The organism is Williamsia serinedens (assembly GCF_024171725.1).
GTDB lineage: Bacteria > Actinomycetota > Actinomycetes > Mycobacteriales > Mycobacteriaceae > Williamsia_A > Williamsia_A serinedens.
On record NZ_JAMTCG010000006.1, the window covers coordinates 408,008 to 434,729 of the forward strand.

At 69.6% G+C, this 26,722-nt stretch carries 25 protein-coding genes; 16 read left to right on the forward strand and 9 right to left on the reverse strand.

Features of this window, described 5'->3' with window-relative positions; translation table 11 throughout:
* Positions 1–216 precede the first annotated feature (216 nt).
* Genes LX12_RS17870 through LX12_RS17890 form a run of 5 tightly spaced genes read left to right on the forward strand, consistent with a single transcriptional unit; the run spans position 217 to position 6,840 of the window.
* Positions 217–1,794 (forward strand): ABC transporter substrate-binding protein, encoded by a 1,578-nt coding sequence (locus LX12_RS17870; RefSeq protein WP_253655920.1) that lies wholly within the window; start codon positions 217–219, stop codon positions 1,792–1,794.
* Positions 1,795–1,834: 40 nt separating this feature from the next.
* Positions 1,835–3,061, forward strand: a complete 1,227-nt coding sequence (locus tag LX12_RS17875; protein ID WP_253655921.1) for a sialidase family protein — start codon at positions 1,835–1,837, stop codon at positions 3,059–3,061.
* Positions 3,058–3,750, forward strand: a complete 693-nt coding sequence (locus tag LX12_RS17880; protein WP_253655922.1) for an SDR family NAD(P)-dependent oxidoreductase — start codon at positions 3,058–3,060, stop codon at positions 3,748–3,750. The genes LX12_RS17875 and LX12_RS17880 overlap by 4 nt, the downstream gene beginning before the upstream one ends.
* Entirely contained in the window at positions 3,747–6,026 is a 2,280-nt protein-coding gene (gene pdxA / locus LX12_RS17885) for a 4-hydroxythreonine-4-phosphate dehydrogenase PdxA (RefSeq protein ID WP_253655923.1), read from the forward strand. The genes LX12_RS17880 and pdxA overlap by 4 nt, the downstream gene beginning before the upstream one ends.
* 25 nt (positions 6,027–6,051) lie before the next feature.
* Complete coding sequence (locus LX12_RS17890; protein WP_253655924.1) at positions 6,052–6,840, forward strand: DeoR/GlpR family DNA-binding transcription regulator; 789 nt, start codon at positions 6,052–6,054, stop codon at positions 6,838–6,840.
* Here the strand turns inward: LX12_RS17890 and LX12_RS17895 are convergent, their stop codons facing one another.
* The 3 genes from LX12_RS17895 to LX12_RS17905 all read right to left on the reverse strand — a co-directional run bounded on the left by LX12_RS17895 (position 6,841) and on the right by LX12_RS17905 (position 9,663).
* Positions 6,841–8,364 carry an HNH endonuclease signature motif containing protein gene (locus LX12_RS17895; RefSeq protein ID WP_253655925.1) on the reverse strand — a complete coding sequence of 508 codons (1,524 nt, stop codon included), beginning with the start codon at positions 8,362–8,364 and terminating at the stop codon, positions 6,841–6,843.
* Between the two features lie 70 nt (positions 8,365–8,434).
* Positions 8,435–9,283 (reverse strand): RCC1 domain-containing protein, encoded by an 849-nt coding sequence (locus tag LX12_RS17900; RefSeq protein WP_253655926.1) that lies wholly within the window; start codon positions 9,281–9,283, stop codon positions 8,435–8,437.
* Positions 9,280–9,663, reverse strand: a complete 384-nt coding sequence (locus tag LX12_RS17905; RefSeq protein ID WP_253655927.1) for a methyltransferase domain-containing protein — start codon at positions 9,661–9,663, stop codon at positions 9,280–9,282. Before LX12_RS17905 ends, LX12_RS17900 begins: the two co-directional genes overlap by 4 nt.
* A gap of 93 nt (positions 9,664–9,756) precedes the next feature.
* Between LX12_RS17905 and LX12_RS17910 the strand changes: the two genes are divergently transcribed.
* The 3 genes from LX12_RS17910 to LX12_RS17920 are packed head-to-tail and all read left to right on the forward strand — an operon-like array spanning position 9,757 to position 14,503.
* A complete protein-coding gene (locus LX12_RS17910; RefSeq protein ID WP_253655928.1) occupies positions 9,757–11,349 on the forward strand; it encodes a carboxyl transferase domain-containing protein in 1,593 nt (530 codons plus the stop codon).
* Between the two features lie 5 nt (positions 11,350–11,354).
* The gene (locus LX12_RS17915; RefSeq protein ID WP_253655929.1) at positions 11,355–13,343 is read left to right on the forward strand and encodes an acetyl-CoA carboxylase biotin carboxylase subunit; all 1,989 of its coding nucleotides are present in this window, start codon (positions 11,355–11,357) and stop codon (positions 13,341–13,343) included.
* Positions 13,340–14,503: an acyl-CoA dehydrogenase family protein gene (locus LX12_RS17920; protein ID WP_253655930.1), complete on the forward strand. Its 1,164-nt coding sequence runs from the start codon at positions 13,340–13,342 to the stop codon at positions 14,501–14,503. The genes LX12_RS17915 and LX12_RS17920 overlap by 4 nt, the downstream gene beginning before the upstream one ends.
* Before the next feature lie 2 nt (positions 14,504–14,505).
* Here LX12_RS17920 and LX12_RS17925 read toward each other — a convergent pair whose 3' ends face one another.
* Positions 14,506–15,003: an SRPBCC family protein gene (locus LX12_RS17925; protein WP_253655931.1), complete on the reverse strand. Its 498-nt coding sequence runs from the start codon at positions 15,001–15,003 to the stop codon at positions 14,506–14,508.
* Positions 15,004–15,119: 116 nt separating this feature from the next.
* Between LX12_RS17925 and LX12_RS17930 the strand changes: the two genes are divergently transcribed.
* Both LX12_RS17930 and LX12_RS17935 read left to right on the forward strand, forming a co-directional pair.
* Complete coding sequence (locus tag LX12_RS17930; protein ID WP_253655932.1) at positions 15,120–15,872, forward strand: isocitrate lyase/PEP mutase family protein; 753 nt, start codon at positions 15,120–15,122, stop codon at positions 15,870–15,872.
* Between the two features lie 72 nt (positions 15,873–15,944).
* Positions 15,945–17,021 (forward strand): amidohydrolase family protein, encoded by a 1,077-nt coding sequence (locus LX12_RS17935; protein ID WP_253655933.1) that lies wholly within the window; start codon positions 15,945–15,947, stop codon positions 17,019–17,021.
* Between the two features lie 4 nt (positions 17,022–17,025).
* Here LX12_RS17935 and LX12_RS17940 read toward each other — a convergent pair whose 3' ends face one another.
* The 3 genes from LX12_RS17940 to LX12_RS17950 form a co-directional block, all read right to left on the reverse strand.
* Positions 17,026–17,847 (reverse strand): SDR family NAD(P)-dependent oxidoreductase, encoded by an 822-nt coding sequence (locus LX12_RS17940; protein ID WP_253655934.1) that lies wholly within the window; start codon positions 17,845–17,847, stop codon positions 17,026–17,028.
* Positions 17,848–17,925: 78 nt separating this feature from the next.
* The gene (locus LX12_RS17945; RefSeq protein ID WP_253655935.1) at positions 17,926–18,255 is read right to left on the reverse strand and encodes a DMT family transporter; all 330 of its coding nucleotides are present in this window, start codon (positions 18,253–18,255) and stop codon (positions 17,926–17,928) included.
* Positions 18,252–18,578, reverse strand: coding sequence for a DMT family transporter (locus tag LX12_RS17950; RefSeq protein ID WP_253655936.1), 327 nt, complete (start codon positions 18,576–18,578; stop codon positions 18,252–18,254). Before LX12_RS17950 ends, LX12_RS17945 begins: the two co-directional genes overlap by 4 nt.
* A gap of 65 nt (positions 18,579–18,643) precedes the next feature.
* Between LX12_RS17950 and LX12_RS17955 the strand changes: the two genes are divergently transcribed.
* The gene (locus LX12_RS17955) at positions 18,644–19,093 is read left to right on the forward strand and encodes a YdeI/OmpD-associated family protein (protein ID WP_253655937.1); all 450 of its coding nucleotides are present in this window, start codon (positions 18,644–18,646) and stop codon (positions 19,091–19,093) included.
* Between the two features lies 1 nt (position 19,094).
* Here the strand turns inward: LX12_RS17955 and LX12_RS17960 are convergent, their stop codons facing one another.
* A complete protein-coding gene (locus LX12_RS17960; protein WP_253655979.1) occupies positions 19,095–19,967 on the reverse strand; it encodes a LysR family transcriptional regulator in 873 nt (290 codons plus the stop codon).
* Between the two features lie 134 nt (positions 19,968–20,101).
* Here LX12_RS17960 and LX12_RS17965 point away from each other — a divergent pair, with 134 nt between their 5' ends.
* Genes LX12_RS17965 through LX12_RS17985 form a run of 5 tightly spaced genes read left to right on the forward strand, consistent with a single transcriptional unit; the run spans position 20,102 to position 25,523 of the window.
* Positions 20,102–21,280 (forward strand): CaiB/BaiF CoA transferase family protein, encoded by a 1,179-nt coding sequence (locus tag LX12_RS17965; protein WP_253655938.1) that lies wholly within the window; start codon positions 20,102–20,104, stop codon positions 21,278–21,280.
* Between the two features lie 26 nt (positions 21,281–21,306).
* Positions 21,307–22,479: an acyl-CoA dehydrogenase family protein gene (locus tag LX12_RS17970; protein ID WP_253655939.1), complete on the forward strand. Its 1,173-nt coding sequence runs from the start codon at positions 21,307–21,309 to the stop codon at positions 22,477–22,479.
* A gap of 26 nt (positions 22,480–22,505) precedes the next feature.
* Positions 22,506–23,681 (forward strand): acyl-CoA dehydrogenase family protein, encoded by a 1,176-nt coding sequence (locus LX12_RS17975; protein ID WP_253655940.1) that lies wholly within the window; start codon positions 22,506–22,508, stop codon positions 23,679–23,681.
* Positions 23,682–23,694: 13 nt separating this feature from the next.
* Positions 23,695–24,594, forward strand: coding sequence for a hypothetical protein (locus LX12_RS17980; protein ID WP_253655941.1), 900 nt, complete (start codon positions 23,695–23,697; stop codon positions 24,592–24,594).
* Positions 24,591–25,523 carry a 3-hydroxyacyl-CoA dehydrogenase NAD-binding domain-containing protein gene (locus LX12_RS17985; protein ID WP_253655942.1) on the forward strand — a complete coding sequence of 311 codons (933 nt, stop codon included), beginning with the start codon at positions 24,591–24,593 and terminating at the stop codon, positions 25,521–25,523. The genes LX12_RS17980 and LX12_RS17985 overlap by 4 nt, the downstream gene beginning before the upstream one ends.
* A 49-nt stretch (positions 25,524–25,572) precedes the next feature.
* On the opposite strand, the gene LX12_RS17990 is transcribed toward LX12_RS17985, so the two are convergent.
* Positions 25,573–26,722, reverse strand: a 1,150-nt coding sequence (locus LX12_RS17990) for a metal-dependent hydrolase family protein (protein WP_253655943.1), incomplete at its 5' end; no start/stop codon positions are given.

Sequence of the window (26,722 nt, forward strand, 5' to 3'; positions counted from 1 at the left end):
GCGCTCGCACGCGGCAGATGACTGTTGCGCAGCTCACACTGTCGCACGCTCACGATGGCACGCTGTGCGCGCTTTGCGCAAGAAAAAGTTGACAGTTGCGCGATCTGCGCATCACGGCGTAACGTCCGCTGTGCTCGGCGTCACATCGACGCCCGGCGACGACGCCCGGTCCGCCCGGCGCGATGTCGACCACCATCGTCTGCGAAAGGGACGCCGATGACCGGATCCGTCCTGCACCAGCCGTTCTCCCGGCGCTCGCTGCTGCAGACCGGCCTGGCCCTCGGGGCCGCCGGCGTGACCCTCGGCTCCGTCGGGGCCTGCGCGACGCCGACCGGCAAGCCGGGTCCGCGCACCGTCAGCCTCGCCCTGAACCGGTCCATCACCAGTCTGGACAACAAGTTCAACCAGTTCGACGCGGCGGTGACGGTGCAGCGCGCGGTCCGGCAGCCCCTGGTCACCCTCGACCGGCAGCTCAAACCCCAGCTCGTCCTCGCCGACCGCTTCGAACTGGTCTCCCCGACCCGCTGGATGGTCCACCTGCGCCCCGGCATCTGTTACTCCGACGGGTCGCCGGTCCGCGTGGAGGACGTCGCCACCGCCCTGCGCTGCTACAGCGAGGTGGACGGGTCATTCGTCGGCGGCTTCTTCCCCGAGTGGCCGACCGTCGGGAAGATCGACGAGTCGACCTTCACCCTCGACACCCAGCGCCCGGTGCCCGTCCTCGACTACCTGATGAGCAACATCCTGATCACGCCGGCGGCTGCCAACCAGCCGCGCGAGCTCCGCGGTGGGGTCGGGTCCGGGCCGTACGTCGTCACCGCGGCGGACTCCGGAGTCGGCAACTACACCCTCAGCCGCAACACCCGGTACTGGGGACCCGCCCCCCGCGTCGATTCGGTCCAGGTCCGGTTCATGCCAGACGAGTCCAACCGCGTGGTGTCGCTGCGCAGCGGCGAGGTCGACGTCATCGACTCCATCAGCCCGGACTCCGCAGATCAGCTCGCCGGGCTGTCGGGTGTGTCGATCGAACGGACCGACGGCGTACGTCTGAACCAGCTGTTCTACAACTTCCGCAAGCCGAAGACGCACCCGCTGGCCGACGCCCGCGTGCGCAAGGCACTGACCTACGCCATCAACGGACCGGCCCTCATCGACCAGGTGATGCAGGGCGCCGCGACCGAGGCTGTCGGCGTCATGCCGATGACGCTGGACGGGGCCATCGAGACCGGCCGTTACGTCTACGACCCCGCCCGGGCGCGGGCCGAGTTGTCGGCGTTGGGTGTTCGCGATCTCTCTCTCAAATTCATCTGGGAGAGCGGCGAGTTCGTCAACGACACCGACATCATGGAGTCCGTCGTCCAGATGCTCGGCGCCGTGGGCGTGCGGGCCACCCTCCAGCAGTTCGAGCCCGGCGGCGACATCATGTCGTGGCGTCAGGGCAAGGCCGGCGACTGGGACGTGCTGGGCAACGGCTTCCCGGGCCCCACGGGTCTGGGGCTGACGATCATGCAGGGCATGTTTGCGGGCACCGCCGAGAAGGAGCGCACCGGGGACACCTACCAGGGCTACGTGTTCCCCGAGATCACCGCGACCATCACGCAGGCGTCGGAGACGGTCGACCCGGTACGGCGCGACCAATTGCTCGCCCGCGCACAGCGCCAGGTCGCGGCGACGGCGCCCTACCTGTGGACGTTCGTACCGAAGGTGATCCTGGCCCGCCGCGATCGCGTCGGTGACATCGGTCTGCGCCCCACCAACTCCTACGACCTGTCTGCGACCGACCTGCGGGTCTGACGCCGTGGACGACCACACCGCCGAAACCCCAGGAGATGCCGTGAACCGTACCGCACCGACCCTTCCCGTCGCCGCCGCCGGCGACGCCGACGGGAAGCTGCGTGACGTCGACGGCCTCCGCGTCGACGCCCTGCTGCCCGCACCTGCGGTGCAGAACCACGCCGCGAACCTCTGTGTCCTCCCCGACGGCACGCTGGCCTGCGTCTGGTTCGCCGGGACCCAGGAGGGCGTCCCGGACATCAGCGTGTGGATGTCCCGGCTGGAGGCCGGATCCGACGCCTGGACCGAGCCCGTCCAGCTCTCGGACGACCGCACGCGCAGCGAACAGAACCCGGTCCTGCACGTCGTCGACGACCACGTGGTCTGGCTGTTGTGGACGTCGCAGCGCGCCGGTGACCAGGACACCGCACGCGTCTGCCGACGGATCTCTCACGACGGTGGAAGAACGTGGGGCGACGGCCACGTCCTGATCCGCGAGACCGAGGCCGGTGGTGTGTTCGTCCGGCAGCCGATCATGCGGCTGCCGTCGGGACGGCTGCTGCTGCCGATCTTCCACTGCGTGAGAGTCCCCGGCAGCCGCTGGGTGGGAGACCGGGACGACAGCGCGGTGCTCATCTCCGACGATGCCGGCGCGACCTGGCGAGAGGTCGCCGTCCCCGACAGCGTCGGGTGCGTCCACATGAACATCGGCAGGCTCTCCGACGGCACCCTGGTCGCACTGTTCCGGAGTCGGTGGGCGGATTCGGTGTACCGCAGCGTGTCCCACGACGACGGCGACACGTGGGTGACCCCTGCGCCGACCGAGGTCCCGAACAACAACTCGTCGATCCAGTTCGTCGTCCTCGACGGCGACCGGCTGGCGATGGTCTTCAACGACAGCAGTGCCGCGGACGCCACCGCGCGTCGGCTCTCGCTCTACGATGAGATCGACGAGGACGGCGGCCTGACCGCACCCGGTGAACCCGGCGAGGCGAGATCGACCGACGTGGAGACCACCGGCCGTACCGCGTTCTGGGGCGCGCCTCGAGCACCGATGACCCTGGCCCTCTCCGACGACGGGGGCGTGACCTGGCCGCACCGTCGCGACATCGAGACCGGCGACGGCTACTGCCTCTCCAACAACTCACGGGACGGCCTCAACCGTGAGTTCTCCTACCCGAGCATCGTCGCGACCGAAACCGGTCTGCACGTGGCCTTCACCCGCTACCGCCAGGCGATCGAATACGTCCGCCTGCAGGCGAACTGGGTCTCCGAGGAGACCGCGTGACGACCCGACGCGCTCTGGTCACCGGGGCCAGCTCCGGTATCGGTGCTGCCGTCGTCGGCGCGCTGGTCAAGCGGGGGTGGCACGTGGTCGGTCTCGCGCGACGCGACCTCGACCCGTCGGTCACCGTCGACGGGACCGTGACCGGTGTCCGTTGCGACGTCGGCGACCCCGCTGCTCTCGCCGACGCTCTCACCGCGGCCGGGCCCGTCGACGCCGTGGTCCACGCCGCCGGATTCCAGGTGTCGGCTCCTCTCGGCGAGCTCGACCTCGACGCCGGCGCGAGCATGTGGCGTGTCCACGTCGGAGCCGCCGAGCAACTCCTCGACAGCGCTGCCCGGTCGATGCCCGACGGCGGTCGCGTCGTGCTGATCGGTTCGCGCACCATGACCGGCGCAGCCGGCAAGGCGCAGTACGCCGCCACGAAGGCGGCGCTGACTGGGCTCGCGCGGTCCGCGGCAGTCGAACTCATGGGCAGGCGGATCACGGTGAACGTCGTGGCGCCGGGCCCGACCGCGACACCGATGCTCGACGACCCCGCCAGGTCCGCGACACCGGTCCGCGTGCCACCGATGGGTCGACTCATCGAGCCGGCCGAGATCGCGGCCACGGTGGCGTTCCTCCTCGACGAGCACGCCGGGAGCATCACCGGCCAGACGCTGGTCCAGTGTGCGGGGGCGTCGCTGACATGACCGCCGAGACCACACCGCGCACACTCGTCCTCGCCGACGACCTGACCGGCGCCACCGAGGCCGCGATCCCGTTCGCCGACCGCGTCGGCGGCGTCCGTCTGCACCTCGGTACCCAGTCGATCGACGCCACCTCTGCGGGAACGGACGTCGTCGACCTGCACACCCGCGGACTCGACGACGCCGACGCGCGCGCTGCGGTCGAGGCCGCTCTCGACGGTGTCGGCGATGAGGTGCGCGTGATCGCGAAGGTCGATTCGCTGCTGCGCGGTCGTCTCGCTGCGCATGTGGCCGCTCTCGCCGGGCACCGCCCCGTCGTCGTCGCGCTGGGTGTGCCGTCGACCGGTCGCGCAGTCCGCGAGGGTGTCGTCCATGTCGGCGACGTCGCACTGCACGAGACGACGCTGTGGGCCGCGGAACCGTCCGCCGCGCCGACGTCCGTGACGGAGGCGCTGGGCGACATCCCGTCCGTCGTGGTCGCCGCCGGTGAGTCCGTGGGCAGTGACCTCGCAGACGCGCTGCGATCGGGTGCGGTCGCGATCTGCGACGTCGAGACCGACGCCGACCTTGACCGCATCGTCTCTGCAACAGATGAACTCGGTCCGGTCTGTCTCGTCGGGACCGCGTCCCTCGCTCTCGCTGTTGCGCGCAGGATGCCGGCTCACGAACAGGCGGCCCATCCGACACCTGCGTCACGACCGGTCCTCGTCGCCGCCGGAACCGCCGACTCCATCCGTGTTCCGCAGGTGCGGGCACTGGTCGACGCCGGCGCCGCGCACAGAGAGCTCGACGCCGACGACCTCCTCGCGGATGTCGCACTGGCGCCGGCGATCGCGGCCGCACTGGCGGCACACGACGTCGTGGTGGTGACAGTGGGTGGTGCGATCCGTCCTGAGGCGTCGGCACGGATCAGACAGGCACTCGCCGACGTTGTCGCCGCCGTCGACCACGCCCGCCCGTCGCACCTCGTCCTCACGGGCGGGGCAACCGCCCGGGCCGTGGTCGACGCGGTGGGCATCACCGATCTGTCACCGCTCGACACCGTCGAGACGGGGGCCGTCGTCTCCCTCGCCGGTGACGGGTCGCGTCTCGTCGCCACGAAGCCGGGTTCTTTCGGTGACGCCCACACACTGCTCGCGCTCGTCCGCCGGATGCAAGTCATCGCCGACACGGCATCCGGTCCCTCCGCTCTCGTTCCGCACCAGGAAGGTTCACCCATGACCGTCGATCTCACCAGCGAATTCGTCTCGTCCGCAGAGGGTTCCGACGGTGATCTCCCCGTCGTCGCCGTCACGATGGGTGACGCGGCCGGCGTCGGTCCCGAGGTGGTGGTCGCGGCGCTCCTCGACGACCGCGTGCTCGCCTGGTGCCGACCGGTCGTCATCGGTGACCTCGGTCGGCTGCGTGCAGCCGCCGACGTGCTTGGGCTCGAGCCCGAATTCGTCACCGTCGACGTCGAGGACGTCGCCACGGGACCGACCGGAGCCGGGCGCATCTGTGTCGTCGACCTCGGACTCATCCCCGCCGATCTGCCCTGGGGGCAGCTGTCATCCGTCGCCGGCGACGCTGCGTACCAGTACATCCGGGTCGCGTCGGAACTCGCCGTCACGGGTGCGGTGCAGGCGATCTGCACGGCACCGCTGAACAAGGAAGCGCTCCACGCCGCCGGTCACATCTACCCCGGGCACACCGAGCTGCTGGCGCACCTGACCGGCACCGAGGAGGTGTCGATGATGTTGTCGACGCCGAAGCTGCGGGTCATCCACGTGACCACCCACATCGGGTTGCTCGACGCGGTCGCGCGCATCGAGCCGGGGCTCGTGGAGCGGACGATCCGTCGCGGCCACGAGGCGCTGCAGCGCTCCGGCCTCCGCGAGCCCGTCATCGGAGTGTGCGGCATCAACCCGCATGCGGGTGAGAACGGGTTGTTCGGATACGGCGAGGAGGACGCCAAGATCGTTCCCGCCGTGGAGGCGCTGCGCGCCGAGGGGATGGATGTGCACGGACCGCTCCCCGCCGACACGGCGTTCTTCCTCGCCGGCCGCGGTGACTACGACCTGATCGTCGCCATGTACCACGATCAGGGCCATGGTCCGGTGAAGGTGCTCGGCATCGAGGCGGGCGTGAACATCACCGTGGGACTGCCAGTGATCCGTACCTCCGTGGACCACGGGACGGCGTTCGACATCGCCGGTACCGGGAAAGCCGAAGCCGGGAGCATGGTGGAGGCGATGCGACAGGCTGCGGAGCTCGCGACCGGCGCCGCTGCCCCGCAGTAGCGCGCGGCGCACGTAGAGTCCGGTCATGCCGATCCGTGAGTCGGAAGCCCGTCGCGCCGATATCGTCCGTCAGGCACGGTCGGTCGGTCTCGCCGGCGTCGACGACCTCGCCGCGCAGTTCGGGGTGACGCCGTCGACCATCCGCCGCGACCTTGCTCATCTGACATCGCGCGGGCTGATCGCCCGGACGTACGGTGGCGCGATCGCGCTGGAGTCGACGCGTGAGTCGTCGCTGCGGCAGCGGACCGCAGAGAGTTACGACGCCAAACGGGCGATCGCGGCGTGGGCGGCGAGCCAGGTCCGCGACGGGGAGACAGTCATCGTCGACGCCGGTACGACCGCCGGCGAGGTGGGTGCACACCTCCGGGACACCCGGGACGTCACGGTCATCGCCGCGGGTCTGACGGTGCTCGAGGCTCTCGTGGACGCGCCAGTGCGTATCGAGTGCCTGGGCGGGACACTTCGACCGTTGACTCAGGGTTTTGTCGGTCCGCTGGCAGAGGCGACGCTGACCCGTCTCACCGCCCACCATGCGTTCCTCGGTGCCGACGCCGTCCACGCCCGGTTCGGCATCTGCGAGGCGGAGTCCGCGCAGACCCGGCTGAAGGAGATGATGATGGAACGCGCGGACCACGTCTGGGTGCTCGCCCACGCGGCGAAGCTCGGCCAGAAGCCCTTTCACGCGTGGGCGGCTCTTCCCGCCGGGGCCACCCTGGTGACCGATTCCTCGGCTCGCGAGGAAGACCTCGCGCCGTTCCGGTCCGCGGGTATCGCGGTGGTCGTCGCACCGGACATCGTCGAGCGGTCGGCCTAGTCAGCTCGTCGTCGTGACCGGCGTGCGGTAGTCGATGACGCGGATGATCACCGGGTCGGGTGGTTCGGGCGTCGAGGTGTGTTCGGCGAGCATCAGTTCCAGCGCGTGTTCGATGTCGGACCAGTCGGGATCGGGTGGTGCGGTGTCGTCGAGGATCCGGTCGGGCCGGTGCAGGTGGTTGGTGCGCGGTGGGTCCGTGGTTCCGTTGGCGACCCACCCGTACTTCCCACGGTCGGGGCCGTCGAGGATCTTCTCGGTTCGCCAGCCGCCGGGCCCGTCGTGCACGGCCCGGTTGTGCGGTCCGCACGCCGGCGCCAGGTCGGTGATGTCGGTGAGTCCACCCTTGGCCCAGTCCTGTTCGGCGTGGTGGGCCTCGGTGTGGGAGAACGGGCGCGGGCAGCCGGGTTTGGAGCAGCCGCCGTACTCGGCGAATTTCACGAACCGCTGCGACTCCGACGCGAGCCGCTTGGCGCGCCCGAAGTAGAGCGGTTCGCCGGTGTGGTCGTCGAACACCGCCAGATACATCTGTGCCTGGGCGGCGAGCTTCACGATCTCCGACATCGGCAGGTCGGTGCCGGTGGTGGTGTGCCCGATCCCGGCGCGCTCGCGGAGTTGGGCTTCGGTGATGGAGACGATGATGTGCGGCGGTAGTCCGCGGTGTGAGGCGCCGTAGAGGCCGCCGTCGGCGGCGGCCTTCAGGAGCGCGTGGAATGCGTCGTGATTGCGCTGCGCTTGCGTCCGGCAGTCCCGTGACGCCGCATCACGGAGGGTGTCTTGATCGATGCCCTCGTCGTCGGCGCCACCTTTGGGTGACTGGTCGTCGTCGGGGTTGTTCATGCCTGGTTTGGCCCAGGCCGCCAGCAGAACCTCGAACAACGCGCGCGTCGTGGGATCCAGCGTCCCCATCAGTTTCGACATGCCGAGGGTGTCCTGGGCACCCAGCGACAGTGACCGGTTCCGGGCGCGATCCCGCTCGTCGGGTAGGTCCCCGTCGGGGTCGAGGTGCGACAAGATCCGGGCGCCGGCGCGGGTGATCTCCCGCGGTGAGTGGTGCCGCGCGATCTCGGCGAGTTGTTCCTCGGCCAGGTCCCGCATCTCCGGTGGTGTCGCGGCCGGCACCTTGGTCATCACGTCGAGCACGGCGTCGACGTGTTCGTGGGTGAGGTCGCCGTCGGCCATCGCGTCCGCGGTCTCAGGACACCTTGGTGGAAGCTTCTCCCCGGTCATCGCGTGCATCTCGCTCAATTGCGTGACCTGCCGCAGCCGTTTGCGCGGATTGGGGATGCGCAGGTGTTGCCCGACGAACTCGTCGAGCTTCGCGCACTGCACCGACCGATACGCCTCACGATCGGAGACGTCCAGAATGCGCTGCAGGCCAATCGACCCCATCCTGCGCACAGCGCACTCGTGCGCGATCGCCAACTCCGCGACCTCGAGTTCGGTGCAGGAATCCGACGACGCCTGTTCGATCTCGTCCAGCAGGGTGTGCAGCGCCGCGTACTTCTTGATCAGACCGTCGCTCACGCTGCACCTCCCCCGTTCGAAGCGATGTCAGGACTGTAGAACAGGGGTACGACAATCACCGTCGCGCGTTTCAGGGACGCTCGACGACATCCGTCCAGCCGGCGACTCGGCACTGCCCGAAGGTGTTGTCACCCGCGCTCAGAACGGTGCCGTCGGCGCGGAGTCCGAGCGTGTGGGCGGATCCCGCCGCGACCGCGACGAGGTCACTCCAGGCGTCGATGTCGCACTGGCCTCTGCTGTTGTCACCGACGGCCATCGCCCGGCCGTCGGTCGTCACAGCGACGGAGTGGTGACTCCCCGCCGCGATCCGGATCACGTCGCGCCATCGATCGACATCGCATGCGCGGGAGGACCGATCACCCGTGGCGCGGACACTGCCGTCGCCACGCAACCCGAGGGTATGGAGACTTCCGGCTGCGACTGCGACGAGGTCACGCCATCGCGAGACCTGGCATTGTCCGCGCCGATCGTTCCCCGTCGCGAGCGCCGTGCCGTCCGACCGGACCGCAACCGAGTGCCAGTCGCCACCGGCGATCGCGACGACCTTCGTCCACGGAGACACATCGCACTGGCCTTCTGCACCCCGTCCCGTCGCGACGACGCGGCCTCCGGCGAGGACAGCCAGCGTCGTCCGCCACCCGGCCGCCACCGCGACGGCGTCGCGCCACTCCGAGACCGCGCACTGGCCGTCGCCATCCCAGCCGGTGGCGACAACGGAACCGTCCGATCGCAGGCCGACCGTGTGCGAGCGACCGGTGTTCCGCGCTGTGTGGACGTTGCCCGCCGCGACGGCGACCACATCGGTCCACCCGTCCACCCGGCATTCGCCCGCGCCGTCATTCCCGACCGCCACCACGGTCCCGTCCGTCCTGAGGCCCACGGAATGTCGCCTACCCGCGGCGAGAACCTGACCGGTCACGCCCCGGGCCTCCGTGCACAGACGATCGCCCCCGGCAGTTCGGACGAAGATTCCGCGTCGACCCGAATCTCGACGACCACGTCCAGGCCCGCCGCAGCGGTCATCGCTGTCAGTTCCTCAGGCCGGGCGTGGCCGATCATGCTCGACGAGAGGTCGATGCCGACGACATCGACACCATGGTCCCGAAGAAGGCCGGCGACACGGCCCGGTCCGCAGCCCGCATCCAGCACCGGCCCCACATCACGGACCTGCTCGGCGAACGCCTCCAGCGCAGCGCGGTGCCACGGTCCCGGGTCGCCGACCAACTGCACGTAGTTGTCGGCAACCGCGTCGTACGAGGCGCGGACCGCGTCCAGATCCGAAGGTGACTCGACGTCCACGCCGCGGACGGTAACCCACCTCTGGACACCCGGCGAACGGACGACGTACGCTACACACAGTTATCGGCCATTAACTGAAACGAGGAGGTCGTCGTGCCGGTCGACCGCGCGCTGAACCGCGCCGAGCACGAGCGCCTCGTCGCCGAACTCCGCGACCGCACCGCGGCCGCTGCCCTCGGCGGTCCCGAGAAGGCCCGGGAGCGCCACGTCGCCCGCGGCAAGCTCCTGCCCCGCGACCGCGTCGACACCGTCCTCGACCCCGGCAGCCCGTTCCTCGAACTCTCCCCGCTCGCCGCGACCGACATGTACGACGACTCGTGCCCGGGCGCAGGCATGATCGCCGGCATCGGGCGGGTCGCCGGGCGCGAGTGCATGATCGTCGCCAACGACGCGACGGTGAAGGGCGGCACCTACTACCCGATCAGCGTCAAGAAGCACCTGCGGGCACAGGAGATCGCCGCCGCGAACCGCCTTCCCTGCATCTATCTCGTCGACTCCGGCGGTGCGTTCCTGCCGATGCAGGACGAGGTCTTCCCCGACCGCGAGCACTTCGGCCGCATCTTCTTCAACCAGGCGACCATGAGCGCGAAGGGCATCGCCCAGATCGCCGCGGTACTCGGATCCTGCACCGCCGGTGGCGCATACGTGCCGGCGATGAGCGACGAAGCGGTGATCGTCCGCGATCAGGGCACCATCTTCCTCGGCGGACCACCGCTGGTGAAGGCGGCGACCGGCGAGGACGTCACCCCCGAAGAGCTCGGCGGCGGGCTGCTGCACTCGCAGACGTCCGGAGTCACCGACCATCTCGCCGCCGACGACCGAGATGCCCTTCGCCGTGTGCGATCGATCGTCGCCACCCTGGGCCCGCGGGAGCCCGCCCCGTGGGAGGTGCACGAGACCCACTCCCCCGCAGCCGATCCCGCCGAGCTCTACGACGTGGTCCCCGTCGACCTCCGGACCCCCTATGACGTCCGTGAGGTGATCACCCGACTGGTCGACGGACGTCCTGACGGCACCTCCTCGTTCGACGAGTTCAAGGAGCTCTACGGCACCAGCCTCGTCACCGGGTTCGCGCGCATCCACGGCCATCCCGTCGGCATCGTCGCCAACAACGGCGTGCTCTTCGCCGAGTCGGCACTCAAAGGCGCCCACTTCATCGAGCTCTGCGACAAACGATCGATTCCATTGCTGTTCCTGCAGAACATCTCCGGGTTCATGGTGGGCCGCGACTACGAGGCGGGTGGCATCGCCAAGCACGGCGCGAAGATGGTCACCGCGGTCGCCTGCGCCCGCGTGCCGAAACTGACCGTGGTCATCGGCGGGTCCTACGGCGCGGGCAACTACTCCATGTGCGGACGGGCGTATTCGCCCCGCTTCCTGTGGATGTGGCCGAACGCTCGTGTCTCGGTGATGGGTGGCGAGCAGGCGGCATCGGTGCTGGCGACCGTCCGCGGTGACCAGCTCGACGCCGCCGGCAAACCCTGGTCCGACGAGGACGTCGAGGCGTTCAAGGCCCCGATCCGCGAGCAGTACGAACGCCAGGGCAACCCCTACTACTCCACCGCCCGACTCTGGGACGACGGCGTCATCGACCCCCTCGACACCCGCCGCGTCGTCGGACTCGCGCTCGGCGTCTGCGCCAACGCGCCGCTCGAACCCGTCTCCTACGGCGTCTTCCGGATGTGACCACCATGACCCGACAGATCCGTTCCGTCCTCGTCGCCAACCGCGGCGAGATCGCCGTCCGTGTGATCCGCACACTGCGGGACATGGGGATCCGCTCCATAGCCGTCTACAGCGACGCAGACGCCGACGCGCCCCACGTCCGCGCCGCAGACGACGCGGTCCGGATCGGCCCCGCGCCGTCACGCGAGAGCTACCTCGACATCGACGCCGTGATCGGTGCGGCTCGGGTGACCGGTGCCGACGCAATCCACCCCGGATACGGATTCCTCTCGGAGAACGCCGCTTTCGTGCGCGCCTGCTCCGCGGCCGACATCGTCTTCATCGGCCCGTCCACCGAGGCGATCGCCGTGATGGGCGACAAGATCACCGCCAAGGCCACGGTGACCGGCCACGGCGTCCCCGTCGTCCCGGGGATCTCGCGCCCCGGCCTCACCGACGACGACCTCGTCGCCGCCGCGCCCGAGATCGGATTCCCCGTCCTGGTGAAGCCGTCGGCCGGGGGTGGCGGCAAGGGCATGCGTGTCGTCGACAACGCCGAGGACCTCCCCGCAGCGCTGGCCGGCGCCCGGCGCGAGGCCGCAGCATCGTTCGGCGACGACACCCTCTTCCTGGAGCGGTTCGTCCACCGTCCCCGGCACATCGAGGTGCAGGTGCTCGCCGACGAGCACGGCACCGTGATCCACCTCGGCGAGCGGGAGTGCAGTCTCCAGCGCCGCCACCAGAAGGTCATCGAGGAGGCACCGTCGCCGCTGCTCGACGAGGCCACCCGCGCGCGGATCGGTGAGGCCGCGTGCGCGACGGCCCGCAGTGTCGGCTACACCGGTGCCGGAACCGTCGAGTTCATCGTCTCGGCCGACGCCCCTGACGAGTTCTTCTTCATGGAGATGAACACCCGACTCCAGGTGGAGCACCCGGTCACCGAGATGGTCACCGGTGTGGACCTCGTCGCCTGGCAGGTGCGCGTCGCCCGCGGCGAGCCACTTGCCCTGGCCCAGGACGACATCCGGCTCGCCGGCCACGCGATCGAGGCACGGGTCTACGCCGAGGACCCCGCAGCGGGGTTCGTCCCCACCGGTGGCACCGTCGCGCAGGCGCGTTTCGCCTCCGGCGTCGGCGTGCGCGTCGACGCCGGGATCGCCGACGGCACGGTCGTCGGCGGGAACTACGACCCCATGCTGGCGAAGGTGATCGCCCACGCCGACACCCGGGACGAGGCGATCGCCCGCCTCGACGGCGCACTCGCCGACACCGCGCTGCTCGGCATCGGCACCAACGTGGACTTCCTCCGCTTCCTGCTCGCCGACGCCGACGTCCGGGCGGGTCGTCTCGACACCGCGCTCCTCGACAGCGTCGCCGCCGGATACGAACCGACGGTGGTCCCGGATGACGTCCTCGTCGCACTCGCGGCCGTGGATGCTGCCGCAGGCTGGGACGCGTCCGACGACCCCTGGTCCCGCTCCGACGGTTGGCGTCTCAACGGTCCGGCGTCGGCGCAGACCGTCCGCCTCGGGTCAGGGGACACCGTCCACACCGTCGCGACGCGCGGTGAGCCGAGTGCGCTGGCCGTCGTCGTCGATGGTGAGGAGCACAGGGCGACAGTCGGATCGGCGACAGGTTCGCACGCGATCGTGACCGTCGATGCCCGGCGTCGCGAGTACGCACTCGCCGTCGACGGCACCGTGACGTGGGTGAGTAGCCCCGGCGGCACGTGGGCGGTCCACCGGGTCGACGAGGAACGCAGTACCACGACGAGCGCCGCCGCCGGCGACACCGATGTGCGGAGTCCGATGCCGGGCAGCGTGATCGCCTTACCCGTCGACGCGGGGTCGACTGTGTCGGCCGGGGCCGTCGTCGCGGTCGTCGAGGCGATGAAGATGGAGCATTCGCTCACCGCGGCCGTCGACGGTGTCGTCGACGTCGTCGTGTCGGTGGGCGATCAGGTGAAGGTCGGCGACGTGCTCGTGCACGTGCGACCGGAGGGAGAACAGACATGAGCGGGTTCCTGAGCACGGAGGACCTCCCCGAGGACTACCGCGACCTGAAGGCCACGGTCGCCGACTTCGCCCGGACGGTCGTCGCACCCGTTGCCGCACAGCATGATCGCGACCACACGTTCCCGTACGACGTCGTCAAGGGCATGGCCGACATGGGCCTCTTCGGGCTGCCCTTCCCCGAGGAGTACGGCGGTATGGGCGGCGACTACTTCGCGCTGTGCCTCGCGCTGGAGGAGCTGGGCAAGGTCGACCAGAGCGTCGCGATCACCCTCGAGGCGGCGGTCTCACTGGGCGCCATGCCGATCCACCGATTCGGCACCGAGGAGCAGAAGCAGGAGTGGCTGCCTCGCCTGGCGTCCGGGCAGGCGCTCGGCGGCTTCGGACTGACGGAACCCGGGGCGGGCAGCGATGCCGGGGGCACCACCACGACCGCCGTCCTCGACGGCGACGAGTGGGTCATCAACGGCGCCAAGCAGTTCATCACCAACTCCGGCACCGACATCACCGCACTGGTCACCGTAGCCGCCGTGACCGGAACCGATGCGGCGGGCCGCAAACAGATCTCGACGATCATCGTGCCCAGCGGCACCCCGGGTTTCGAGGTCGGACCCGCCTACGACAAGGTCGGCTGGAACGCGTCGGACACCCACCCGCTGTCCTTCACCGATGTCCGCGTCCCGCGGGAGAACCTCCTCGGCGAGAAGGGCCGCGGCTACGCCAACTTCCTCCGCATCCTCGACGAGGGACGTATCGCCATCGCCGCGTTGGCGGTCGGCGTCGCGCAGGGCTGTGTCGACGAGTGCGTCCGCTACGCCAAGGAGCGCAGCGCGTTCGGCCGTCCCATCGGCGACAACCAGTCGGTGGCCTTCACCATCGCCCGCATGCAGGCCCGGGCGTACACCGCGCGCACGGCCTACTACGACGCCGCCGCTCTGATGCTGTCGGGCAAGCCGTTCAAGCGTCAGGCGTCGATCGCGAAGATGATCGCGTCCGAGGCGGCCATGGACAACGCCCGCGACGGCACACAGGTGCACGGCGGCTACGGGTTCATGAACGAGTACACCGTGTCCCGGCACTACCGCGACTCGAAGATCCTCGAGATCGGTGAGGGCACCACCGAGGTCCAGCTGATGCTGATCGCGCGCGACCTGGGCCTGTAGCTCTATGCCCGGTCGGCGACGACGCGGGGGATCGCGTCGACGAACCGCTGGAGGGTCAGGCCGACCACCGGCCGACCGACCGCGACGCCCAGTCTGGCGACCGGGTTCTTCGGCGCCATCGCGGTGATCCAGGTGAGGCGGCACCCGCGTGACGTCGGCTCGATCCGGTAGTCCTCGAGGAACGCCGACAGCGCGGTCGACGACGACGCGTCGAACCGGAACACCAGTCTCTCGCCACGCTCCCAGACGAGGAACTTCTCGTACCCGGTCAGCCCCGCGACCATCTGCACGGTGCGCTCGGACCCGACGCCGTGGGGTTCGCCGGTCGTCCACCGCGCGTGACGGACCACCTTCGCCCACCGCGGGAGGGCGTCAGCGTCGACGAGGACGTCGAACACCACCTCGGGGGACGCGTCGATCTCGACGCTGCTGTCGAACCGCACCGGTGCGGTGCCGGCCCAGTCGGCGTCGACCTGGTCCATCTCGTGTCGTGCAGCCATGGGGTCATCGTTCCCGGTGACGCCGCGCAGGTAAACCGCCACGGCGCGGGAGAACGCTCGTTCTCACATCCTGGGACACGAGGAATGACCACCGGAGAACGCTCGTTGTCCGGCGCATGACGAACCTCAGCGACAAGGCCACCACCCTCCTGCAGCTGCACCGGCCCGGCGACCCGGTCATCCTCCCCACCGTCTGGGACGCCTGGTCGGCGAACCTCGCGGTCGACGCCGGCTTCACCGCACTGACCGTCGGGAGCCACCCGATCTCCGACTCCATCGGCAAGCCCGACAACGAGGGCCTCACCTTCGACGAGGTGCTCACCCGCATCCGCCAGATCACCGCGGCCGTCGACGTTCCCATCTCCGTCGACATCGAGGGCGGTTACGGCGAGGACCCGAAGCGTCTGATCGAGGGGTTGGTCGACGCCGGCGCCGTCGGCCTGAACATCGAGGACACCGTGCACAGCGAGGGCGGTCGGCTGCGTGAGGCGCAGGAGCACGCGGACTTCGTCGGCGCACTGCGCGCCGCGTCGGACGCGACGGACGTCCACGTCGTCATCAACGCCCGGACCGACCTGTTCATCAAGCAGGTCGGCGACGAGGCCGACCGGGTCCAGCGGGCCATCGAGCGACTGAACCTCGCCGCACAGGCCGGGGCCGACGTCCTCTACCCCGTCGGGTTCCACAGCGACGACGTCCAGAAGCGCCTGACCAGCGAACTGACCCTGCCGGTCAACGCGATCGGCCATCCCGCGAAGAACGACAAGCAGTCGCTCGCGGCGCTGGGCGTCGCCCGCGTCAGCTTCGGCCCGCTGCTGCAGGCGACCCTCGCCGAGCGTGCGACGGAATTGCTGCACCGCTGGAACTGACGGTTTCCTCACCTCAGAGCGATCGTTCATCTAGACTCGGTTCACAACCGATGTTGAGGATCGAGGTGTTGGGTGGACGATCGCGAACCGGCGGCGGTGACCCGTCGAGCCGTCCTGTCGACGGCAGGGCGGGTCGCCGCCGCGACGTCTGCGGGCATCGCGAGGATGAGCGTGGGTGACGCGGTGGCCGCGGCGACCCCTGGATCCGACACCGCCCGTCTCGTGGACGTGCACGCGCACTTCCTCCCCGACTTCTACGTCGCCGCGGCCCGGCGGGCGGGGATCGCCTTCCCGGACGGGATGCCGTTCTGGCCGCAGTGGTCGGTGGAGGAACACCTGCAGCTGATGGACACGAACGGCATCGAGAGGTCGATCCTGTCGATCTCCTCGCCCGGGGTGCACTTCGGCGACGACGCGGCCGCACGGTCACTTGCCCGGCAGTTCAACGACTTCGGGGCCGGCGTCGTCGCGCGACACCGCGGTCGATTCGGCCTGTTCGCATCGCTGCCGATGCCGGACGTCGCGGGAGCGGTCGCGGAGGCACGTCGCGCGCTCGACGACCTCCGCGCCGACGGTGTGGCGCTGCTGTCGAATGCACGGGGCATGTACCTCGGAGACGTCCGCATGGAACCCCTTCTGGCGTTCCTGCACAGTCGTCGCGCTCGGGTCTTCGTTCACCCCGCGGCGCCGCCGAACGCCCAGTCGGTGTCGCTGGGTTATCCGATCCCGTTGATGGAGTTCCTCTTCGACAGCGCACGCGCCGCGACGAACCTGGTCCTGCTCGACGTCGTCGACCGCTACCCCGGCATCCGGTGGGTCTTCTGCCACGGCGGCGGGGTGCTGCCTCTGGTCGCCGATCGTGTCGACTTCTTCCGACGACAGTTCCACGCCGACGGCCTGGGTCGCCCCATGCCGGACGTGCTGCGGGACCTCTGGTTCGACACGGCCGGCACGCCGTTCCCCCGTGTGATCCCCACGCTGACGTCGATGGTGGGTACGCACCGGGTGCTCTACGGCAGCGACCACTGCTTCACGCCCGCGTCGGCTGTCGCCGAACAGATCCGGTCGATCGAGACCGCTGCTCCGCCGGGCGGTTTCCCCGGCTGGCGATCACTCACCCGGGCGAACACCGACCGGTTTCTGCGCTGACCGGTCAGGACGACGGGCGAGCCTTCTCCGCCATCGCGGCCGCCTTCTCCGGCTCGGGGGTGGTGCGGTTGTCGGCGGCCTCCTGCTTGGTGGCGTCGTCGCCGCCGACGACGTGGTCGTCACCGGCCATCACCGCGGCGAAGCCCTGTGCTGCGACCTGCGTCTTGTCGTTCTTCCAGCTGTTGTCGCCGTAGACGGTGTCGCCCATCCCGGCGTTGGCGTGGAAGTCGCTGTCGGTGGCGCCGGGCAACAGTGCTGTCACGGTCACCCCGGAGTCGCGCAGTTCCTCCCGCAACGATTCCGCGAACGAGAACCCGAACGCCTTCGACGGGCCGTAGACGGTCTCGTACGGCGTGGGTGTCGTCGCCGACACCGACGACACGATGAGGATGCGCCCCTGGCCACGCGGCACCATCTGCTGCACCACCCGCTTGGCGAAATGCACCGTCCCGCTGACGTTGATGGCGATCAGTCGCAGTTCGTCGTCGAGGTCGGTGTCGACGAACGCCCCGCCGAGACCCACGCCGACGTTCAGCACGGCGAGGTCGACCGGCCGTCCGAGACCGACGACGAACTGCCAGAAGCTCTCCACACCGTCGTAGGTGGATGCGTCCGCGCGATGCGCCCAGGCATCCACACCGAGCTCGCGCAGGGATGCCGCGGCGGCGTCCACCTTCTCGCTCGACCCGGACACGGCGACGTCGAAACCGTGCTGCGCGCACTGTCTCGCCAGTTCCAACCCGATACCGGAGGAACCTCCGGTGACGACGGCCAGCGGTCGATCCTGCGCCATGAGCGACTCCTCCCACACGGGGGTTCGTGACATCGGCGGTCGTCTCCACCATCGACGTCCCACGGTATTGCCGTACGGTGAGCCCGGCCAGCACCAGCGGGGGTCGGCCGGCTAGGCCGAGACCGCCCCGAGTTCGATCGCGAGGACACCGACGACGATGAGTCCGATGCCGGCGAGCATGCGGCGGGTGAGCGGCTCGGCGAACAGGTAGCGCGAAGCGACGGCCGTCAACGCCACACCGGCCGCCGCCCAGATCCCGTAGGCGACACCCAACGCGAGACCCGCACGCAGCGCACCGATCAGCGCGAGGAAGGCGACGACGTAACCGACGGCGACGGCGACGTAGAACGCACGGCGGCCGGTCGCCGCCGCCCGCAACGACAGCGTGCCGAGCACCTCGGAGACGATCGCGAGGAGCAGGAAGAGGTAGGCGGCGGTCACGGTGTCGGCTCGCTCGAGCCGGTCTCGACCAGCAGCACGCCCGCGATGACGAGGGCGATCCCCACGATCATCACCGGGGTCAGGGCCTCGTCGAAGACCAGCCAGGACAGGACGGCGGTCAGGGCGACGCCACCCGCTCCCCAGATCCCGTAGGCGACGCCCAGCCCGAGACCCCGTTTCAGCACCAGCGTCAGACATGCGAAGGCGACCACGTACCCGACCGCGACGACGACATAGAAGGCCGGATGCGTCTGCGACCCCTTCAACGACAGCGTCGCGGCGACCTCCGCGACGATCGCGCCGGCAAGGATCAACCACGTCATCCCGCGACCCCATCATCTTCGGCGTCGCCGCACCAAGTCGCGGCGCGCTCACTACTCTCCTGCGCATGAGCGACACCGGGATCCGACTGACCGTCGAACTCCAGAAGCGCGGGCCCGCCGCAGCCATCGTGCTCACCGACGAACAGGTCGCGGCGCTGGGCTCGACGAAGACCCCGCCGGTCCGGTTCACGATCAACGGCCAGACGGTCGACGGGCGTGTCGGCCGCATGGGCGGTGAGAACCTGCTCGGCCTCAACAAGGCCGTCCGCACCCGGCTCGGCGTGGAGGCCGGCGACACCGTCGACGTGCTCGTCGAACCCGACGCCGCGCCCCGCGAGGTCTCGCTCCCCGACGACCTCGCCGCCGCACTGGACGGCGAGCCCGGACTGCGCGCGGCGTTCGACGCATTGGCCCCGTCGCGGCGGAAGGAACACGCCCGCTCGGTCGCCGATGCCAAGAAACCCGAGACGCGCGAGCGGCGGATCGCTGCGGTGCTCGACGCGGTCCGCGGCTGAGTCAGTCCGGCCGCGCGTCAGCCGTTCCGAGAACGGCCGCAACGGGATCGAGCCAGGGGTCCGACGTGCGACGCAACAGGTAGGTCGTCAACGTCTCGCGCATGTCCTCGACCGGCAGCACCGCGTACTCGGTGCGGTCGAGGGATGCGGCCGCCTCCGACTCCAGCGGCACGACGGTGAACGCAGCCGTGCTGCGCAGGAAGATGAGCATCCCGCTGATGTCGGTGAACTGGGCGTCGGTGTCGATCACCGCCCCGACCGCGGCGAGTCGATCGGTCCTCCCGGCACCGAGATCCCAGTGCCGCGGCCCCTGGATGTAGCGCATCCCGGCGAGGTCGGCCGTCGTCAGCGACGCCCGCCCCGGGAATCGAGACGCGTCGACGACCACCCCCAACGGCTCGCTGTAGAGCACACGCGACGACACACTGTGGTGCGTCGTACCGACATGCGCGATGGCGATGTCGATCGTCGAGCTCAGCAGCGCCGACTCCATCTCCAGGGACGGCATCTGCCGCAGGGAGACAGCCCACTGCGACTCCAGGTCGCGGATGGCGTCGCCGAGGGCCCTGCGGTGCCGTGGGTTGAGCACGTCGGGCACCGCGAGTCGAACCTGCTCACGCGCCGCGCCCTGCCCGACGAGCCGGGGGATCGCGTCGAAGTCGGCGACGACCGACGTCGCCAGCGGCAGCAGCGCCTCACCTGCAGCGGTCAGCCGGGTGTGATGCGTCGAGCGGTCGAACAGCGGCGTACCGAGTTCCCGCTCGAGGGTCCGTATCCGCTGGCTGAGCGGTGGCACCGACATGTTCAACGACTTCGCCGCGCGGGTGAAGTTCAGTTCTCGCGCGACCGCGAGGAAGTAGCGCAGGTGGTGCATCTCCACCGGTCACACGGTACCCGCGGTGTTATCGCTGTGGACATACCGACCTGAGTCGATCGGACATTCCTTTACCGCAGGTAACTACCTACCGTCGAGGACAGAGGCAGAGAACTTCGGACGAAGGAGCGCACATGACCGTCCCGCAGCAGAACGAGTCCACCGGCCCGCTGGCCGGCGTCACCGTCGTCGACATCTCGACCGTCGTCATGGGTCCGTACGCGACCCAGATCCTCGGCGACTTCGGTGCCGACGTGATCCGCATCGAGCCGCCGTTCGACACCGCACGCACCTCGCCGGCCAACACCGGCCGCAACCCCGGCATGGCGCCGCTGTACATGCAGGTGAACCGCAACAAGCGCAGCGTCGCACTGAATCTCAAGGACCCCGAGGGTCTCGCCGACCTGTTCGCGATCCTCGCCGACGCCGACGTCCTCGTCACCAACATGCGCGCCGGCGCCCTGTCGCGGCTCGGTCTCGACTACGACGCCGTCCACGAGCGCTTCCCCCACCTGATCTACGCCCACGCACAGGGTTTCGCACCCGGGTCGTCGCAGGGCAACCGCCCGGCGTACGACGAGGTGATCCAGGCCGTGTCCGGACTGGTCAGCCTGCAGGACCGCGCCGGTGACTCGCTGCAGTTCATGCCGACGTTCATCGCCGACAAGACCGCTGCGCTGTACCTGCTCAACGGCATCCTCGCAGCGCTCTACCACCAGCAGCGCACCGGTGAGGGCCAGCACGTCGCACTCGCCATGGCCGACGCGATGATCGCGGTGAACCTCGTCGAGCACATGGCGGGCGACGTGTTCGTCCCCGCGGCAGGCGATGTCGGCAACCCGCTGAGCCTCACCGGGGCGCACGCCGCGATGCGGACCAAGGACGGCGGCGCCATCGCCGCCGTGCCCTACACCAACGAGGCCGTCCGCAAGCTGCTCATCGGCGCCGGGCTCGACGAGGACGCGGCCGACCCGGCCTGGGACTCGCCCACCATCGACCGCCCGGTGTTCACCGCCGGGATCGAGAAGGTGCTCGCCCACTCGACGAACAAGACCACCGCGGAGTGGGAGGACTACCTCACCGCCAACGACATGCCCTACGGCGTCGTCGTCGACATCGCGGACCTGCCACAGGACCCCTACGTCCAGGAGATGGGTCTGATCACCGAGATGGAGCACCCGACCGAGGGCACCATCCGCGTGATCGCCAACCCGTTGCACTTCTCGCAGACCCCCACCGGCTTCTACCGCCACGCCGAGCGTGCCGGCACCAGCACCGACGAGGTGCTGAACAGCGTCCGCACGAACGCCTGATCACCGAACAATAAAGGGAGACAGTGATGGACCTCGAACTCTCGCAGTCCGACATCGAGTTCCGCGACAGCCTGCGCGAGGTGTTCCTCGGGGAGATCCCCGCCGACATCCGCCGCCGCAGCGCGCTGAACCAGACCACCCACGTCGACATCGTCACCAGCCAGCGCATCCTCAACAGCCACGGACTGGCCGTACCGCACTGGCCCACGGAGTGGGGCGGCAAGGACTGGACGGCGACCCAGTCGCACATCTACGGCTCGGAGATGCAGCGTGCGGGCGTGCCCCAGCCGCTGGCGTTCAACGTGTCGATGGTCGGCCCGATCATCGCCGAGTTCGGTTCGCAGGAGCAGAAGGAGAAGTTCCTCCCGGCGACGGCGAACCTGGACATCTGGTGGTCGCAGGGGTTCTCCGAGCCGGAGGCCGGCTCCGACCTCGCCTCGCTGAAGACCACCGCCCGCCGCGAGGGTGACCACTACGTTCTCAACGGCCAGAAGACCTGGACCACGCTCGGTCAGTACGGCGACTGGATGTTCGTCCTCGCGCGCACGAACCCCGATGCCCCCCGCAAGCAGCAGGGCATCTCGTTCCTGCTCCTCGACCTCACGACGCCCGGCATCGAGCGCCGTCCGATCCGCCTGTTCGACGGCAGCGCCGAGGTCAACGAGTTCTTCTTCGACGACGTCGTGATCCCCGCCGAGAACCTCGTCGGCGAGGAGAACAAGGGCTGGAGCTACGCCAAGTTCCTGCTCGGCAACGAGCGCAACAGCATCGCCCAGGTGGGCACCGCCCAGCGGATCTACGCCGACCTCGCCGCCTCGGCCCGCGAGACCGACACCGGATTCGGCTCCCTCGCCGACGATCCCGCCTTCCGCGGCGAGATGCACGCGATCAAGACCCGGCTCCTCGCCCTGGAGGCGACGCAGCTGCGCGTGACCGGCGCCTCCGAGAACGGGCAGGCCAGCCCGGTCTCGTCGCTGCTGAAGATGGAGGGCACCCAGACCCTGCAGGAGCTCACGCGCCTGCGGATGTCCGCGGCCGGGTCCGACGGCGCGATCGTCGACGCCGACGGCGACCTCGTCGCCGATCCCGCCGCCACCGCCTCGGCGACGCAGTATCTGAACCTGCGCAAGCTGTCGATCTTCGGCGGGTCCAACGAGATCCAGCGCGGCGTCATCGCCAAGACCATCCTCGGACTCTGAGTCCCACCGGCTCTAGGAGAAGAACCATGAATCTCGACCTGAACGACGACCAGCAACTGCTGTTCGAGACCGTCGACTCCGCCGTCGGTCGCGACTACACCATGGGCGGCCGCGCGAGCGCGACGTCGTCGGACCTGGGCTGGAACGCCCGCACCTGGTCCACCCTCACCGAGCTCGGCCTCACCGGCCTCACCATCGACGAGGACCACGGTGGCGTCGGCGCCGGACCTGTGGAGCTCTACGCGAGCCTGCAGGCCATCGGCCGCCACGCAGCCACCGAGCCGCTGCTCGACGGTGTCGCCCTTCCCGGCTGGATCATCACTGATCTCGGCGACGCGACCCAGCAGAAGGAGCTCCTCGGCGCGCTCGCCGCCGGCGAGACCACCATCGCCGTCGCCCACGCCGAACCCGATCGCGCATGGGATGCAGCACCCGCGACCACGGTGACCGTCACCGAGGACGGCACGGCCAGGGTCTCCGGCGTGAAAGCACCCGTCGCACATGCCGATCAGGCGTCGCATCTGCTCGTCACCGTCGTCGACGCCGAGGGCTGCACGCAGGTCGCTCTCGTCGAGACGTCCGCGGCAGGGATCACCCGTGCCGACGGCCGCACCGCCGACTGGAGCCACGCGTCGCAGGTGACGTTCACCGATGCACAGGGCGTCCTGCTCGGGGACGGCACCGCAGACGCCGCCGCAGCCCTGCGTAGCGCGTTCGCCCGCGCCCGTATCGCAGTCACCGGCGAGGCGGTCGGTCTCATGGAGTCCGGACTGCGGCTCACGGTCGACTACCTCAAGACCCGCAAGCAGTTCGGGGTCCCGCTGTCGACCTTCCAGGCGTTGGTCCACCGCGCTGTCGACGTCTACGCACAGGTCGAGCTGGCCCGATCGATGGCGCTGCGTGCGACCGCGGTCGCCGAGGCCGTCGTCACCGGCGCGGCGGACACCGACATCCTCACCGAGACCGCGGACGACGCGTTCGTGTTCGTCGGTGACGCCGCGATCGCCGTCGCCGAGGAGATCGTGCAGCTGCACGGCGGCATCGGCATGACCTACGAGTCGGAGATCGGCCACCACGCCGCCCGTCTGGTCGGCATCACTGCCACGCTGGGCGGTGTGGAGGCAGCGCGCCGACGGGCTGTCGCGTCCGACGCGGCGCTCCGGGCGCCGAGCGCGCTGCTCAACAACGCCGACGCAGCCTGAGAGGAGGGCAGACGTGTTCGACCATCTGCTCGTCCTCGACATCGTCGGCGGAGCCGTTCGCCGTGTCGATCTCGACGGCGCCCTGAGCACCGTCGTCGGTGACACCGGTCCGGCACCCGACGGCATCGTCCACGACCCGACGACCGACCGGATCTTCTGGACCCTGATGGGCCCGCCGTCCGGGCGCGACTTCTCCGCTCGCTCAGGCGGACTGCGGTCGGCCCGCACCGACGGATCGGACGTCACCACCGTGCTGCCCGACGGTGCGATCACCACCGGCAAGCAGCTCGCCATCGCCGACGGCCACCTCTACTGGTCCGACCGCGAGGGAGGCCGCATCACCCGGGCCCGCCTCGACGGCAGCGACGTGACGGACCTGGTCGTCCGACCGCGCGACCCCGGGACCGGAGCGGTCGACATCCACGACCAGTGCGTCGGCATCGCGGTCGACACCGTGTCCCGTCATCTGTACTGGACGCAGAAGGGTCCTGCGAAAGGTGATGCCGGCCGGATCTTCCGGGCCGGACTCGACCTTTCCGAGGGCCAGACCGCGGAGAACCGCACCGACATCGAGACCCTGTGGTCCGACCTGCCCGAGCCGATCGACCTGTGGTTGGACGACGCGTCCTCGACGCTGTTCTGGACCGACCGCGGCGCACCGCCGTTCGGCAACACGCTCAACAGCGCACCCGTACCGGCTGTCGGCGAGTCCGGCGTCGAACCGACCGTCCTCGCCAAGGAGTTCGCCGAGGCGATCGGACTGGCCGTCGACGCCCACGCCGGTGTCGCGTACGTGACCGCACTCGACGGAACCGTTCGCGCGGTGCCGATCAGGCCCGACGCCCCGCCCGAGCGCGTGGTGGCGGCAGTGTCCGGCAGCGCGTTCACCGGCATCGTGGGGGTGGCGTCATGAGCCGCCGTGAGAACAGACCGACCATGGCGATCGTCGGAGCCGGTGTCATCGGGCTCTCGTGGGCGCGCCTCGCCCGGGAACACGGGTGGGCCGTCGCCATCACAGACCCTCGGCCGGATCTCGCCGAGATCGTGGCCGGCGAATTCGGCGAGGACCCCGAGGTCCGTGTCACCGGCGACCTCGCCGACGCCGTTCGCGACGCGGATCTCGTCCAGGAGAACGGGCCCGAGCGTCTGCCGATCAAACAACAGCTGTTCGCCGAGATCGGCGCTGCGGCACCGGCCGGCGCCGTTCTCGCGACCTCGAGTTCGTCGATCACCGCGTCGGAGATCGCCTCCGACCTCGAGGCCGACGTCGCAGCGCGCCTGCTCGTCGGACACCCGTTCAACCCTCCGGAGCTCATGCCGCTCGTCGAGGTCCTCCCGGGCGCCCGCACCGCGTCGGCTACCACCGACCGTGCGGTCGCGCTCTACCGCGATCTGCACCGCGAGCCGGTCGTCATCGCGAAGGAACTCCCCGGATTCGTCGCGAATCGGTTGCAGGGGGCCGTCTCCCGCGAGGCCCGCTATCTCGTGCAGCAGGGCGTGGTGTCCCCCGGCGATCTGGACACCATCCTGCGGAACTCACTCGGCCTGCGCTGGGCGACCATCGGGCTGTTCGAGGGCAACGTCCTCGGCGGTGGGCCCGGCGGCATCCGCCACCTCATCGAGGGTGTCGGTGCGCAGACCGGCAGCATCGAGTTCGGTACACCTGCGACGGATCCCGTGTCGATGGAGGCGCTCATCGAGTCCGTCGAGGACACCTACGGCTCAGGTGACGAGGTCTACGAGGTGCTCCGCGCCCGACGGGACCGCCGGACCCGCGCCGTGCTCGCCGCGTTGGCCGACGACGGTCACGCGACGACGAGTTCCGATCCAGCGAGTCGGTAACGCCATCCGGCGGGCGGATGTGAGTCCGCCCGCCGGATGATGTCGGATGTCAGGCCGGAACCGCCGTCCCGCGATGGATCTCGTCGACGTCGCGTGCGCGCGCCTGGCTGCCGTCGCCGGGATCCTTGTGGAACTTCCCGTCCTTCATGATCCCGACGATCCGGCCCCGGTCCTGCAGGACCGTGATGTCCTCCAGCGGGTCTCCGTCGATCAGGATCATGTCGGCGTAGAAGTTCGGCGCGATTTGCCCGAGTTCGTTGGGCATGCGCATGATCTGCCCGCCGAGCGCTGTCGCCGACAGCAGCGCCTCCTTCGTGGTGAAGCCCAGGAGATCGACGAAGTGCTGGAGGTCGCGGGCGTAGGTGCCGTGCGGGGTCCAGGCGAAGCCGTAGTCGCCGCCGGGGAGGATGCGGATTCCGCGGGCCTTCATCTTCTTGAGACCGTCGATGGCGCATTCGAGTTCGTGCTTGTAGCCGGCCGCCTCGGCGGCTTCCTGCGGGTAGCCGAAGTCGGCGGCGTCGTTGAGGGTGGCGATGAGCCAGTTGATCCCCGGCGCGACGAACAGTTCGTCCTTCTTGGCCTCGAGCATGTCGAGGCCTTCCTCGTCGACGAACGAGGCGTGGTAGACGATGTCGACCCCGTTGCGGACGGACATTTTGACCGACTCGCCGGAGCGGGCGTGGGTGCACACGCGCAGTCCGCGGCGGTGGGCCTCGGTGGTGGCGGCGAGGACCTCTTCGTCGGAGAAGTAGTTGTCCTCGGCGTGCTGGTTGCCGGTGATCTCCTCACCGGACATGCTGAGCTTCACCAGGTCTGCGCCCATGGCGACGTTGCGGCGGACCTGCTTGCGCATCTCCTCCGGGCCGTCGGCGAAGGCGGTGATGCCGTCGACCAGCGCGCCGCCGGTGACGGCGATTTCCTGACAGTTGGCCAGATAGCGGGGTCCCGGGATCTGTCCGTCGTTGATGGCGTTGCGGATGACGACGTCGAGGCGGGGTTTGGCGGCGGCTGCCCCGACGCACATGGTGTAGCCGCAGTCGATGTAGGTCTGTGCCGAGCGTGCGGACAACAGTGTGTGCTCCTCGACGCCCATGGTCCCCAGTCCGGGGAGGTCCGCGGAGTTGGTCCAGGAGAAGTGGGTGTGGGCGTCGCAGAGTCCCGACATGAGGAATTTCCCGCCGCCGTCGACGACGCGGACG

Coding starts and splice junctions, on each gene's coding strand:
- LX12_RS17870 (WP_253655920.1), top strand. CDS start 217: ATGACCGGATCCGTCCTGCACCAGCCGTTCTCCCGGCGCTCGCTGCTG.
- pdxA (WP_253655923.1), top strand. CDS start 3,747: ATGACCGCCGAGACCACACCGCGCACACTCGTCCTCGCCGACGACCTG.
- LX12_RS17890 (WP_253655924.1), top strand. CDS start 6,052: ATGCCGATCCGTGAGTCGGAAGCCCGTCGCGCCGATATCGTCCGTCAG.
- LX12_RS17915 (WP_253655929.1), top strand. CDS start 11,355: ATGACCCGACAGATCCGTTCCGTCCTCGTCGCCAACCGCGGCGAGATC.
- LX12_RS17920 (WP_253655930.1), top strand. CDS start 13,340: ATGAGCGGGTTCCTGAGCACGGAGGACCTCCCCGAGGACTACCGCGAC.
- LX12_RS17925 (WP_253655931.1), bottom strand. CDS start 15,003: ATGGCTGCACGACACGAGATGGACCAGGTCGACGCCGACTGGGCCGGC.
- LX12_RS17930 (WP_253655932.1), top strand. CDS start 15,120: ATGACGAACCTCAGCGACAAGGCCACCACCCTCCTGCAGCTGCACCGG.
- LX12_RS17940 (WP_253655934.1), bottom strand. CDS start 17,847: ATGTCACGAACCCCCGTGTGGGAGGAGTCGCTCATGGCGCAGGATCGA.
- LX12_RS17950 (WP_253655936.1), bottom strand. CDS start 18,578: ATGACGTGGTTGATCCTTGCCGGCGCGATCGTCGCGGAGGTCGCCGCG.
- LX12_RS17955 (WP_253655937.1), top strand. CDS start 18,644: ATGAGCGACACCGGGATCCGACTGACCGTCGAACTCCAGAAGCGCGGG.
- LX12_RS17960 (WP_253655979.1), bottom strand. CDS start 19,967: ATGCACCACCTGCGCTACTTCCTCGCGGTCGCGCGAGAACTGAACTTC.
- LX12_RS17965 (WP_253655938.1), top strand. CDS start 20,102: ATGACCGTCCCGCAGCAGAACGAGTCCACCGGCCCGCTGGCCGGCGTC.
- LX12_RS17970 (WP_253655939.1), top strand. CDS start 21,307: ATGGACCTCGAACTCTCGCAGTCCGACATCGAGTTCCGCGACAGCCTG.
- LX12_RS17975 (WP_253655940.1), top strand. CDS start 22,506: ATGAATCTCGACCTGAACGACGACCAGCAACTGCTGTTCGAGACCGTC.
- LX12_RS17985 (WP_253655942.1), top strand. CDS start 24,591: ATGAGCCGCCGTGAGAACAGACCGACCATGGCGATCGTCGGAGCCGGT.